Source organism: Flavobacterium cyanobacteriorum (assembly GCF_002251835.1).
Classification (GTDB): Bacteria; Bacteroidota; Bacteroidia; order Flavobacteriales; family Flavobacteriaceae; genus Flavobacterium; species Flavobacterium cyanobacteriorum.
Genome location: NZ_NOXV01000217.1, coordinates 1 through 13,099 on the forward strand (window position 1 = coordinate 1; position 13,099 = coordinate 13,099).

A 13,099-nucleotide genomic window follows, 5' to 3' on the forward strand; every position below is an offset into this window, starting at 1 on the left:
TGTTTTAAAGTAGCTTTCAAGGCTTTCAATTTCTTTTGTTTTCATATCAATTCAAATTTGTGGTTAATACTTGTTTCAATTCCTGTAATCGGTTCAGGTAGGGTAAAAAGGTTCGTTTGCCGTTGTTTGCTTTCACGGTGGCAAAGTGGCTTTTTATGAATAAGGAACAATCCGTTATTGTGCTGCACCTGTTCAGCTTTATGGGTTGGGTTGGTAGTTCAATACTTGCAAAGTAGTTTTCAAGTTCTGCAATATCATTGATCCAGTTTTGGGGCTGTTCAATTCGTTTAGTTTTGAATACCTCAACTTTGGGCAATGGTGCAACGTGTGAAAAAATAATGTTTTGTTGGTGGGTAACTTTAGTAACTTTAGTAACTTTTTCAGGTTCGGGCTGTGGTGTTTGTTCCTGAATGTTCCTTTTCTTGAATAGTCGCCAATCCTGTTTTATTAAATAGTCTGCAAGGTCGTTGCCTTCGCTTTTGTCCCGTTCAGGTGCTAACTGCTCCAGTAAGTCTGAAAATATAAAACGTGTTCCGGGTAAACGGCTTTCGTATTCTTTGGCTTTGGTTTCCCATTCTTTGAAGGTGTTACCGTCTTTTGAAAGGTCGGGAAATACATACACAAAACGCCCCTGCAATGCTTTCAGCTTGTCAAATGAAAAACTGCTTTTGTTGTAAACTGCCAACCAAATAAGGCTTTCAGGTGTTTCGGGTAAACCAAAATACAACGTACCGTAAACGGCTGTTTTTGGTGCTTCAACTAATGCAACGGGGTTGCTGTGGTATTTGCTTAATAGGTGTTCGCCAAATAAACAGGAAATTCGTTTATCCTGCTTCGTGTATGCTTCCAACCATTCAGGCAACGGCTTATTGTTTCGGGTGTGGTGCTTTTCAATTATTGAGTGTAAAAAGTCCGTACCTGTGGTGTGGTTCTGTTCGTCAAACTGCTTAACCTGAACGGCTCTTACATTGCCCTTTACATCAATAAAAGGAAAAGTATTTGCCCCTGCTCTGTAACCATTTGCAACCGTTCCCAATCGGTATAATTGAATAACCTTTGTAACCTCATCAACTTCAAAGGGAAATTGCACCCTGTAAAATAGGTTCTGTATAAACGTGTTCTTTTCATAGCGTTCGGGCTGTAATGTTTGTTTGAATGTTTCAAAGTCAAAAAATACGGGTTCAGGTGTGGGCTGTGATATTGCCTTTTTTCGTTTTGGCTTCCAATTGTTCGGTAATTCCGAACGGTTGCCCTGTTCCTGTTCCCAAATTGCTTTTGCGTAACCGTCCAAATACGGGTTGAGGTGGTACGAACAATTACTTTCACGGTCGCAACGTCCGTACTGTTCAGGTAAATAGTCGCCTGTTTCCGTATCAATGTACAGTACAAACGTCTTTTTATTACAGTCGGGGCAATGGTGTTTTTTACTGCCTTTTTCTAAAGTGTATCGGTGTTCTGTATTCATTTCACTAAAAATATTTTTCTTTTCCGTGCTACATTATCTACACTATCTACACGGTTGAATGTAGATAGTGTAGTAAGTGTATTTCTAAAACAAACTTTTTTTCTCTGCATTAACTGCTGTTCCATATCCTTTGCGTTCTGTTTGGTAGCCTGAATTTCTTAACCTATCTGCAAGGGTTCGCAACGAACAGGCTTTAAAACCGCTTTCAATACAATAGTTTCGGTATTCGTTGAATAGTTCTTTTAAAGGCATATCGTTTGTAGTTGAAACCTTGTATTCGTTTTCATTCAAAAACATCTGTACGCTGTCGCTTTCAATCCTGTATTGTTCAACGGCTTGTTGGGCTGCTTTACAATCTGAAAACTTCTTTTGCTCCAGTAACCTGTTAAGCCCTTGCAATACCCAATTGAATACGCCTGAAAGTTCCTTTTCAATTATCTTTGTATGTAGGTTTTTATCCTGTTCGTGTGATGGTATGGTAACATCAAAAGGAATAATTAAAAACCGTCTGAAATAGGCGTTTGTATGTTCAACGTCTTTGGGTAATTCATTGCAATTGAAAATTAGTTTTGCGTACTGCTTCAAAATGAATGGTTGCCCATAAGGTAAACGGGCTTCAACGGGTTCGCCTGAAACCAATTGTTTGAATATTGAGGCTTCCAAATTGCCGTTTATTTCACTTGCATAGTTTACCAACTTATTAGCCAACTTCGCCCGAAAATACCCGTTATCATTTGTAAGGCTCTGTAATGAATAACTGCTAACATTATCAGTACCCAATAAGGCGTTTACAACTTCAAAAAATACGCTTTTCCCATTTGCTCCAGTACCGTAAAGTATTAAGGCTTTTTCCTCTTTTAGTGCATTGCTCCCGTGCTTAATGAATACAAACCCTAAATATTCAGACAATACCCTTTGGCGTTCAGGGTCGGGTAATACCTTATTCAAATACGCTTCAAATAATGGTGCTTTTGCCTGTGGGTTGTATTCAAATGGTAATTGGTAGGTAATGAAGTCCGAACGGTCAAACGGTTTTAATTTCGTACCCTGTGGGCTTATTTCAAATGTTCCGTTTTGTAGGTTAATCAGTACCGTATCTTTATTGCTTTCGGGTGTGGGCAAATATGCCGTTGCAAGGAACTGTTTAAATAATTGTTCCCTAAATTGGTAAAACCTTGCTGAAAACTTAGCAACGCCCATTTGTTCGGCTGCTTCGCCTAAAAACTTTTGGAATGTTTCTTTGTCAATTTCAGCCCAAAATGTACCGTTGTACAGGTAAATAAAATCGTGGTTTTTGCATAAGCCCCAACGGTTTTTTTCAGCAAACAGTAAGGCGTTTTCAATTGATAAAACCAAATAATGTTTAAGGTTCAATTTTAGTTTATCCAACTGCTTTTGTATATCCTTTGCCTGTTCGCTTCCGGGTGCTGCCTTTTCCAGTTGTTCCCGTAACTTTTCAGCCTGTGGAAACGCCAGTACTTCAAAATCCAACGGCTCAAACTGTTCAATAAGTTGGTGTAATATTTCAGCGTGTGGGGTTGCTGCTTCATTTTTACCTTTCAATTGCTCAACGTGGTTTAAGGTAGTAGCCGGGTTGTTGAGGTCATTAAATACGGGGTTTAGTTTCATAGCTTAACAGTATTTGAAGGTTCAACAATAGCCGGGAACAAATCGGGGTTGGTGGTATAAAACCCTGCACGGTGTTTTGAAATTGGGCAAATGCCTTTCCGTACTATACAAATACGGTTTTCTTTTTCCCATTCAGCAACGTAACGGCAAATATTAGCCCTCAAAATGCCTGTTTCAATAGAAACCATTAACATAGTTTTGGGCTGCCTGTAAAGGGCTGCAAATACCCGTTTCATTTGTGCCTGAAAATGCGTACTTTTGCCTTGTCCTTTATGCGAAAAGACTTTAGGGCTGTTCAGTTGGTTACTTTCCATTGTTCAGCCCTTTTTTATTGTTCAACAAATACGCTTTGGCTTCCTGCTCAATTTCAGCGTTCGACTTTTTACGCCCGTCTTTAAGGTATTCCAGTAATTCAGTACGGGAAAAGTACAGGCGTTTGCTTCGCTTCATTACAGGTAATTCGCCTTTTGATACCTTGCTGTACATTGTGGGTACTGTAAGGCTTAAAAATTCGGCTGCTTCCTGAATGGTTAAAAGCTGTTCCGGTTGGTCGGTGGGTTCAACCTTTGTTGGCTGAATTTCTGTTTGTGCTTCTTTTATCCAACGCTTAAATATTGGTTCTAATTTGGATAATGGCACGTTAAAAAATACCTGTTCTACTTGTTCCATTGTTATTTATATTTTAGTTAAACAATGGGGGCAAGTACAAAAGGTGTAACCAGTTACATAACAGTTACATTTTGAAATAAAAAACGTAAACCCTTAATATTCAGGCTTGTTTTCTTCTAAAAAAATTATATCATTCTCAACTTTAGTAACCGTCTGTTTATAGTTTTCTTTGAGAAAAGGTATAAGCAATTCAAGTTTGTTTATCGGATAATCATTCTTTTCGTTTATTCGCTTCTTTGCTTCGTAATACTTCGTTTTGAAGTTATCAAAAGTTGTATTTATTTGGTGTTTACTCATAAACTGCTCCAGTCGTGTTTTAATTAAACGACTTTCAGTTAGCAATTTTGTTTCATCTGCATAATAAAAGATAGTTGCCCATTCAAGTACACTAAAAGGGCTTTCAATCATCGGTTGAGGTGGTAAGGCTTTTACAATTGGTGTAACCTCATCAATAAACCTTTTTTCGTCTGCAAACCATTCTTTTAATATTTTCCTGTACCGTTGTTCCTCATCTTTTGAACTGTTTACATAGCCCTGTTTCAGCTTCATTTTCCTTTCATTCAAAACCAATTCCAGTTTGATTTTTTGGGGTTCAGTCAATAGCCCCTTTTCGTATAGTGTGGTTGTATTTATTTGCGTTAAAAGGTTGTTTGTAAGGTTCAGCAAAACATCAATTAAACTGCCTTTGGTGTGCATTTTGACTTTTGCAATTCCTGTATATTTATTCGTTTCAGGTTTGCCGTTCAATATTGGTAACTGCTTTTCAAAGTGTGGTTTCAGGGTTGAAAAAAAACTAATTTCAAACGGGAATACTTTAAGCCATTTTTGATATGTACTGTATAAAACATTCAAATCGGTTTTGGGTGTTTCGGTTGGGGTTCTGTATGCTTTCAAAAACTCTAAAAGCCTGTTTTTTCGCCCTTTCTCAACCTCTGTATTTCGCTCCAGTAAATCGGTTATGTAAAAGAAATAATCGCTTAAATACAACGGTTCTGCATTACCCGGCATTTGCCCGAAACTTTCAACGGTGTAATCAATGTAATCGGTTATATCCTTGTAATATGTTTCGCTTCGGTGGTTGTTTTTGATATGGCTGTTTGTGTAAATTATTTTCCTTGCAACCATTTCAGGAACGCCAACAAAATCAGCCCTGTTAAACTCTTTTAGCTTTGTAAGTTCTGAATGATGAGTACAACAAAATGGAAAAGGTTTTGCACCGTCTTTATGGTTTCCTTCAAACTTTTCAGTAAGTCGTTTTATTAGTTCTTTAAGCGTTTTTTGGCAACCTTCACAAGTATTAAAATCGTGTTCGCCCTCTGTGGGTTTGGTTTCAAAAGGCTTTTCAAATGCCCCGTTTATATCCATTTGCCACATAACGGGTTTACCGCAAAACTCAATTGGTTTTAAATCTTTTACAAATAATGTAGTATGTCTATTTATCATTGTCCTTTATGCTTTAAGTGGTTACATATCTAATTTAATTTTGTCGGCTGCTTTGCGTTTGGTGTCGTCCACAATCTTAGCGTATATCTGTGTTGTTTTTAGTTCCCTATGTCCTAACATTTTTGAAACGGTGTAAATATCTGTACCGTATGAAAGTTGCAAGGTGGCGAACGTGTGGCGAAAACAATGAAAAGTAATATCCTTTGTTATTCCTGCTCTTAAAATCCATTGCTTTAGGTGTACGTTTAAATAAGCTGAATAAATCAAACCTTTAAATACTTGTTCGGTGGGTTCTTTGCGTTCGCCCAATAGTTTAAACGCTTGTTCTGAAATTGGCAAAACCTCAACGCCTTTGGTTTTCTTTTGCCTGAACTGTAAAAAATACCCTTCCAGTTCGCTGTATTGTACTTCACTCCAAACCAGTTTTGAAATATCTGAAAATCTCAATCCTGTAAGGGCTGAAAATATTGCAGCGTTTTTAAGCAGTGGAATAGAACAAGGCGTATTTACAAGGGCTTGTAATTGTTCAAGTGTTAAGTATTCCCGTTGTACTTCGGGTTCGCTTATGCCGTCTATACGGGTGCTTAAATCCTTTTCAATTAACCCCTTTTTGTATGCCTGTTTCAATGCAGCTTTGAACTTGTTGTAATAGGCACGGGCTGAACTTTGGGTAATTTGTTCGCTCTGAATACCCCTTTGGCGTTTGGCTGTTAAAAGGTATTCCCGAAAATCATTACAAAGGTTTTCATTCAGGTTTGAAAGGGTAAGTTTGCCACCTGTGAACACTTCAAAGTAATTAAAGGCTGTTTGCCAACCGTTTTTATTACCGCCTGTTTTAGTTTCAACTATCTGTTTGAAGTATTGTACAAAGTCGGTTTCTGCTTTCAGCTTTGTATTAAGAAACCCGTAATTCCCTGCCTGTATTTCAATTTGACGTTTCGCCCTTATGTTTTCAGCCAGTTGTTTAGTTTCGTTATTGCTTTGCTTATCAAATGGGTTTTTAGGTTTATCAAATAGGTATAGCCCTAAAAATTCCCTTCGTGTGGGTTCGCCTGTTTCGGGGTGTGGTATAGCCGGGTAAAAGTCAAGGTATAAACTTTGCCTGTTCCCTGAAATTGCCCTTTGTCTTAATTTTACTTTTGTTGCCATTGTCTTTTATGCTTAGTTACTAAAGTTACTTTTGTTACTCTCTGAACAAACTTTATTTTTTGTTCCGTATGTACTCATTGATGAGGTGTATAAAATCGTGGTGTACTTTCTCTTTACATGAATAGCCGTACAAAACCATATTACAGGCTTCTTTTTGTTCGGGTGTGGGGTTGAGGTTCAGCAACTCAAACGCTGCTTTATTTTGGCTTTCTGTGGGTATGTATTCGCCCCCTGCTGTTTGGTAATCAAACTTTGAAGTTGAACGCCTTTTTTCGGCTCTTTGCTCTTTACGTTGGTGGTATGCTTCGCTGTATGCTGTATCGGTTGCCATACGTTCAGCAAATTCACGCTTTTGGGTTTTAGACGGTTTCCATTTGTATCTCATATCCTTTTGTATTTTGTACCCCTTGTACCTTGCCAATGGTAAAACGGTACAACAAAGATACAAAAAGGTACAAAACAAACAACTAATAAAACAAACTATCTATTAACATAAAATCAATAAAAAAGCCCCTTTTGTGGGGCTGTATTCGTGTTTATATTAGTTTCCTATTTGTATGCTTTGTAAACCTTACTTTCCACAACGGAATAATCCTTATTGTGAATTGCTTTCAAAATGTAATGCAATATTACAAATTTAGTTTTGACTCACAAAAAAATTAAATTTATATTTAACTTTAACAAAATGTTTGTAAGATGAAAAAAATATTAGGATTGGATTTAGGCACAAATAGCATCGGCTGGGCTTTGGTAAATCATGATTATAATGAAATGCAGGGAAAAGTACTCGGGATAGGGAGTAGAATCATCCCGATGAGTCAGGATATAAAAGATGAATTTGGCAAAGGTAATTCAGTTTCACAAACTGCCGAGCGCACTGGTTTTAGGGGAATTCGACATCTACGGGAACGCAGTTTACTCCGCAGGGAACGTCTGCACCGGGTTTTAAATGTTCTGAATTTTTTGCCTCCTCATTTTGCTTCCCAGATTGATTTTCAAAAAAGGCTGGGGCAGTTTATTAAAGATGCCGAACCTAAGCTGGCTTATAATAATAATGATTTTATATTTCGGACAGCTTTTGAAGAAATGCTTGAAGACTTTAAAAAAAAACAGCCTGAAATAATTAAAGATGGTAAAAAAGTGCCATATGACTGGACAATCTTTTATCTGCGTAAAAAAGCACTAACACAAAAAATAAGTGGCGAGGAACTTGCCTGGATACTTTTGAACTTTAATCAAAAGCGCGGCTACTATCAGTTGAGAGGTGAGGAAGACGAGGAAAACAAGAATAGGGAAGTGGCCTTCTACTCTTTAGAAATTGTTGACGTTATTGCTGATGAAGAACCTAATAAAAAAGGTGAAACATGGTATTCACTAATTTTAGAAAATGGCTGGGTATATCGTCGTTCCAGTAAAACTTCTTTATTAGACTGGAAGAATAAAACCCGCGATTTTATTGTCACTACAGAATTAAACCATGATGGTTCTGTAAAATTAGATAAAGATGGAGTGGAAAAAAGAAGTTTCAGGGCTCCCGGTGCAGATGACTGGGGATTAGTTAAGGCTAAAACGCAGAATGAAATTATCAAATCAGAAAAAGAAGTTGGCGAGTATATATATGATGAACTATTAAAAAATCCAACCCAAAAAATTAAGGGTAAATTAGTACGCACTATAGAACGCCAGTTTTATAAAAATGAACTCATAGCTATCCTTAAAAAACAGATTGCCCTACAGCCTGAACTCTTTACAAACGAACTTTATGATGACTGCGTGAGGGAACTCTACCGTAACAATGAGGCACATCGTATAAACCTAGGTAAAAGAGATTTTATACATCTTTTTGTGGATGATATACTATTTTATCAGCGTCCGCTTCGTAGCCAGAAATCATCTGTGAGTAACTGTACTTTAGAGTACCGTATTTTTAAAGTAAAAGATAAAGAAGGAAATCCAGTCGAGAAAAAAGAATACTTGAAAGCAATGCCTAAATCACATCCCCTGTACCAGGAATTTAGAGTTTGGCAGTGGCTTTTTAACCTAAAAATCATTAACAAAGATGATAATTCTGATGTAACATCTACATTGCTAAAAACTTCTGAGGATTTAGAGCAGCTGTTTGCTTTTTTAATGACACAAAAAGAAGTAAACCACAAAGATGTACTGGGCTATTTACTAACGCCTGTAATAAAAGAAAAATTTCCATCGGCTAAACCTGCCGCTTTTAATAAAGAACTTGCCAAAGAAATAGCCAAATTCCGGTGGAATTATGTATTTGACGATTCTAAAGAAAAAGAGGACGATAAATCTAAAAAATATCCTTGTAATGAAACAGGTTTTGAAATCAAGAGACGGTTTCAAAAAGTTATTAATCTTCCGGATGGTTTCCTTACTCCTAAAATAGAATATCAACTCTGGCACCTTATCTATTCAGTAAATGATAAAAAACAATATGAACAGGCGTTAGGATCATTTGCAAGAAAGCATGATATAGATGAGGCGTCATTTGTAGAAAACTTCAAAAAATTTCCCCCGTTCAAAAGTGAGTATGGTTCATTTTCAGAAAAAGCCATTAAAAAGCTATTACCGCTAATGCGGTTGGGTAAGTACTGGGACTGGAATGCTATTGACAGCAAAACTAAAAACAGAATTGAAAAAATTATAACAGGTGAGTATGACGAGAATATTAAAAACCGTGTCCGTGAAAAAGCAATTCATCTTTATAAAGAAAATGATTTTAATGGTTTGCAACTATGGCTTGCACAATATGTGGTTTATGACAGGCATTCTGAGGCTGCACTGGCCGGTAAATGGAACTCTGTGGCAGAACTTGAACAGTTTTTAAAGGATTTTAAGCAACATTCACTACGCAACCCTATAGTAGAGCAGGTGGTTACTGAAACGTTACGTGTGGTAAGGGATATTTGGATAAAATACGGCAATGGCCAAAAAGACTTTTTTGATGAAATTCATGTGGAACTTGGCCGCGAAATGAAAAAAACCGCCGATGAACGCAAAAGGCTTACGGGTAAAATGTCGGAAAATGAAAATACCAATCTACGTATAAAAGCACTCTTGGCAGAGTTGTTATCGGACAGTAACATACAAAACGTTCGGCCTTTTTCTCCTATGCAACAGGAAGCACTTAAAATTTATGAAGACGGGGTATTAAATTCTAATATTCCCATTCCGGATGATATCTTAAAAATAAGTAAAACAGCCCAGCCTACCAAATCAGAATTACAACGCTATAAGCTTTGGCTTGAGCAAAAATATTGTTCCCCTTATACAGGACAGATTATCCCGTTAAGCAGATTGTTTACCAATGATTACGAGATAGAACACATAATACCACAAAGCCGCTATTTTGACGATAGCTTTACTAATAAAGTAATTTGTGAATCGGCTGTAAACAAATTAAAAGACAATCAGCTTGGGCTTGAGTTTATAAAAAAACATGGGGGGACAATAATTGAAACAGGGTTTAACAATACTGTTACTGTCTTTACTGAAGATGCATATAAAGCCTTTATAAAAGAGCACTATTCCAAAAACTTTGCTAAACGAAGTAAGCTTTTACTGGAAGAAATACCTGATAAAATGATAGAGCGGCAGATGAATGATACTCGCTACATAAGTAAGTTCATTTCGCAAATATTATCTAACATCGTTAGGGAAGAAACTAATGATGACGGAGTAAATTCTAAAAACGTACTACCAGGTAACGGACAAATAACCACCATACTCAGGCAGGACTGGGGACTAAACGATGTGTGGAATGAACTTGTTTTACCTCGCTTTGAACGGATGCAGCGATTAAGGACAGAAAAAGATATTGCAGAGGGTGTGAGTTTCATAGCCGCCAATAAGAACGGGAAGCCTATACCGGAACTACAGCCTGTTGCCTTGCAAAAAGGTTTCCAGAAAAAACGTATAGACCACCGCCACCACGCCCTTGACGCATTAGTAATTGCATGTGCCACAAGGGATCATATCAATTTGTTAAATAACACTTTTGCAAAGTCAAACCAGCGTTTCGACCTTAACCGTAAGCTGAGGAAGTTTGTGAAAGTATCCTATATTGATGCGCAGACAGGTGATAGAAAAGAAAAAGAAGTACCAAAAGAGTTTATAAAACCATGGGAAACTTTTACACAAGATACAAAAAATGTCCTTGAGTCCATTGTAGTGAGTTTTAAGCAAAATCTGCGAGTGATTAATAAGACGGTGAACAGATACCAAAGCTATAGAGATGAACATGGAAACCTGAGGATTGGCAAAGACGGTAAACCAAAAAAAGATGTTATAAAGCAAGTTAAAGGTGACAGCTGGGCTATCCGTAAGTCAATGCATAAAGACACAGTTTCAGGCGCTGTCAAACTAAGGAAGGTTAAAGAAGTATCATTAAGTGTTACTTTAGATAACTATAATGATATTGTTGATAGAAGCTTAAGAAAACACATCCTAAAGCTAATTGAAAGAAAATATGATAAAAAACAAATTATAAAGTATTTTAAGGATAACGAAAACAATTGGAATAGCCTTAATGTTTCCAGGCTGAAAATATATTATTGGGATAATGGCAATGTGGCAACTCGTCAAAATTTAGATGTGTCATTCAATGAAAATCGCATTATTGAAACCATTACAGATACAGGTATCCAGAAAATATTGCTAAAACACCTTGAGCAATATAAAGGTATTATTGACGAGAAAGGTAAAGAAATAGCACCGGAAATGCTCGCTTTTACGCCGGAAGGGATTGATGAAATGAATAAAAATATTATTGCATTAAACAACGGTAAGTTTCATCATCCAATTCTTAAAGTAAGGACTTATGAACCAAAAGGTAGTAAGTTTAGTATAGGACAGAAAGGCAATAAAGCAAATAAATTTGTTGAAGCGGCTAAAGGAACCAACTTGTTTTTTGCCATTTATCAGGGCGAAAATGGTCAGCGCAGTTATGATACAGTTCCGCTTAACATAGTTATTGAAAGACAAAAGCAGGGGTTAAATTCTGTTCCCGAAACCAATGAAAAAGGAGAATCTTTACTATACTGCCTTTCGCCTAATGACTTGGTTTATGTCCCCACAGAAGAAGAAAGGGACAACATTAATGCTGTGGATTTTAATAGCCTAAGCACAAGCCAGGTTAAAAGAATTTATAAAATGGTGAGTACTACTCAGGATAAGCTAGAATGTGTACCGGTGCATTATGCATCACCTATTTTAGTCAATGAAATGGGATCAAATAATAAAAGTCAAAATTCTACTGATGGAACTCAAATTAAGCAAGTTTGCGTAAAGCTAAATATTGACCGGTTGGGGAATGTAACCAGAGCTCTAAGGTAATAGTAAATTTTTAAAATTCAAACCATGATCAAGCGAACCCTCTTCTTCAGCAACCCCGCCTACCTTAGTACCAAAAATGAACAACTGGTAGTAAGCTTTCCCGATGAAGGCAAACCACCGGTAACCCTTCCTATAGAAGACCTGGGGTATATAGTACTGGAGCATCCGCAAATAACCATTACCACCGGCGTACTCACAAAACTTATTGAAAACAAAACAGCAGTAATCACCTGCGATAAGCAACACCTGCCCAACGCCATTTTGCAGCCCCTTACCGGGCACAGTGAGCAAACCGAGCGCTACCGCCACCAGCTCAATGCCAGCGTACCACTAAAGAAAAACCTCTGGCAGCAAACCATAAGCACCAAAATAAGCAACCAGGCACACCACCTCACCGCAAGGAACAAAGACAGCAAAAAAATAAAACGATGGGCAGAAGAAGTAAAAAGCGGCGACACCGAAAACCACGAGGCCATAGCCGCCGCATACTACTTCCAGAATTTATTCAGCCACCTGCCAAATTTTAGCCGAAACCAAAAAGGAATACCCCCCAACGGCCTGCTCAACTACGGATACGCCATCCTGCGCGCAGTAACCGCCCGTGCCCTGGCCAGTAGCGGCTTACTGCCATCCGTCGGCATCTTCCACAGCAACAAGTACAATGCCTTCTGCCTTGCAGACGATATTATGGAACCCTACCGCATCTATGTAGACGCATTAGTTTATGACATCACCCAAAAATACCACAACCACGAAGAAATCACCCCGGAACTCAAAGCCCTACTGCTCACACTGCCCGCATTAGACGTCATCATAGAAGGAAAACGCAGCCCCCTCATGGTAGCCATGAGCCGCACTACCAACAGCCTGTACGAGTGCTATGCAGGCATCAGCAGGAAACTACTATACCCGGTCTTTGAAAGTACCGGTTAAACAATATGGAACCCGATTATTACTCAAGGCTTAACCAGTACAGATGCATGTGGGTACTCGTATTTTTTGATTTGCCAACCGAAACAAAACCAGAGCGCAAATCCGCAACCCGGTTCAGGAAAAACCTCCTGGACGACGGCTTTACCATGTTCCAGTTCTCCATATACCTGCGGTTTTGCCCCAGCCGCGAAAACGCCGACGTCCACACCAAGCGGGTCAAGCGCATACTACCCGGCAAGGGTAAAGTAGGCATCATGCAGATAACCGATAAACAATTTGGCATGATGGAAATATTCCACGCGCAAAAAGAAGTACCCAAAGACACCCCCGGACAGCAATTAGAACTGTTCTAAAAAAAATCCATTATAACAATCAGGAGCAGGAAACTTCCGCATTTCAGGCAAGACCACAACCTGCTGTCCGCTATATCTCCCCGCCGCGAAAGCGGGCGGCGGGGAG

Annotated in this window: 10 protein-coding genes; 3 read left to right on the forward strand and 7 right to left on the reverse strand. The window is 38.3% G+C overall.

Annotated elements, in window-relative coordinates; genetic code table 11:
• Window positions 1-46 precede the first annotated feature (46 nt).
• From CHU92_RS05115 to CHU92_RS05145, 7 genes are all read right to left on the reverse strand, one after another.
• A complete protein-coding gene (locus CHU92_RS05115) occupies window positions 47-1,465 on the reverse strand; it encodes a DUF6965 family protein (RefSeq protein ID WP_207759809.1) in 1,419 nt (472 codons plus the stop codon).
• Between the two features lie 84 nt (window positions 1,466-1,549).
• Window positions 1,550-3,094 (reverse strand): DNA primase family protein, encoded by a 1,545-nt coding sequence (locus tag CHU92_RS05120; protein ID WP_094413255.1) that lies wholly within the window; start codon window positions 3,092-3,094, stop codon window positions 1,550-1,552.
• Entirely contained in the window at window positions 3,091-3,408 is a 318-nt protein-coding gene (locus tag CHU92_RS05125) for a hypothetical protein (protein WP_094413257.1), read from the reverse strand. The genes CHU92_RS05120 and CHU92_RS05125 overlap by 4 nt, the downstream gene beginning before the upstream one ends.
• Window positions 3,398-3,763 (reverse strand): helix-turn-helix domain-containing protein, encoded by a 366-nt coding sequence (locus CHU92_RS05130; protein ID WP_094413259.1) that lies wholly within the window; start codon window positions 3,761-3,763, stop codon window positions 3,398-3,400. Before CHU92_RS05130 ends, CHU92_RS05125 begins: the two co-directional genes overlap by 11 nt.
• A 93-nt stretch (window positions 3,764-3,856) precedes the next feature.
• Window positions 3,857-5,206 carry a hypothetical protein gene (locus tag CHU92_RS05135; protein WP_129583014.1) on the reverse strand — a complete coding sequence of 450 codons (1,350 nt, stop codon included), beginning with the start codon at window positions 5,204-5,206 and terminating at the stop codon, window positions 3,857-3,859.
• 21 nt (window positions 5,207-5,227) lie between these two features.
• Entirely contained in the window at window positions 5,228-6,355 is a 1,128-nt protein-coding gene (locus CHU92_RS05140) for a tyrosine-type recombinase/integrase (RefSeq protein WP_094413263.1), read from the reverse strand.
• 52 nt (window positions 6,356-6,407) lie between these two features.
• A complete protein-coding gene (locus tag CHU92_RS05145; protein WP_129583015.1) occupies window positions 6,408-6,740 on the reverse strand; it encodes a hypothetical protein in 333 nt (110 codons plus the stop codon).
• Window positions 6,741-7,051: 311 nt separating this feature from the next.
• Between CHU92_RS05145 and cas9 the strand changes: the two genes are divergently transcribed.
• From cas9 to cas2, 3 genes are read left to right on the forward strand one after another with little or no spacing between them, the layout of a single operon-like run.
• Complete coding sequence (gene cas9, locus CHU92_RS05150; RefSeq protein ID WP_094413267.1) at window positions 7,052-11,707, forward strand: type II CRISPR RNA-guided endonuclease Cas9; 4,656 nt, start codon at window positions 7,052-7,054, stop codon at window positions 11,705-11,707.
• A 24-nt stretch (window positions 11,708-11,731) separates the two neighbouring features.
• Window positions 11,732-12,640, forward strand: coding sequence for a type II CRISPR-associated endonuclease Cas1 (cas1, locus tag CHU92_RS05155; protein ID WP_094413269.1), 909 nt, complete (start codon window positions 11,732-11,734; stop codon window positions 12,638-12,640).
• A 5-nt stretch (window positions 12,641-12,645) separates the two neighbouring features.
• Entirely contained in the window at window positions 12,646-12,993 is a 348-nt protein-coding gene (gene cas2, locus CHU92_RS05160) for a CRISPR-associated endonuclease Cas2 (RefSeq protein WP_094413271.1), read from the forward strand.
• Window positions 12,994-13,099: the final 106 nt, after the last annotated feature.

Bases quoted from the DNA above. Each gene is read 5' to 3' on its own strand.
- CHU92_RS05140 (WP_094413263.1), bottom strand. From the start codon at position 6,355: ATGGCAACAAAAGTAAAATTAAGACAAAGGGCAATTTCAGGGAACAGG.
- cas1 (WP_094413269.1), top strand. From the start codon at position 11,732: ATGATCAAGCGAACCCTCTTCTTCAGCAACCCCGCCTACCTTAGTACC.
- CHU92_RS05120 (WP_094413255.1), bottom strand. From the start codon at position 3,094: ATGAAACTAAACCCCGTATTTAATGACCTCAACAACCCGGCTACTACC.
- cas9 (WP_094413267.1), top strand. From the start codon at position 7,052: ATGAAAAAAATATTAGGATTGGATTTAGGCACAAATAGCATCGGCTGG.
- CHU92_RS05130 (WP_094413259.1), bottom strand. From the start codon at position 3,763: ATGGAACAAGTAGAACAGGTATTTTTTAACGTGCCATTATCCAAATTA.
- CHU92_RS05145 (WP_129583015.1), bottom strand. From the start codon at position 6,740: ATGAGATACAAATGGAAACCGTCTAAAACCCAAAAGCGTGAATTTGCT.
- cas2 (WP_094413271.1), top strand. From the start codon at position 12,646: ATGGAACCCGATTATTACTCAAGGCTTAACCAGTACAGATGCATGTGG.
- CHU92_RS05115 (WP_207759809.1), bottom strand. From the start codon at position 1,465: ATGAATACAGAACACCGATACACTTTAGAAAAAGGCAGTAAAAAACAC.
- CHU92_RS05135 (WP_129583014.1), bottom strand. From the start codon at position 5,206: ATGATAAATAGACATACTACATTATTTGTAAAAGATTTAAAACCAATT.
- CHU92_RS05125 (WP_094413257.1), bottom strand. From the start codon at position 3,408: ATGGAAAGTAACCAACTGAACAGCCCTAAAGTCTTTTCGCATAAAGGA.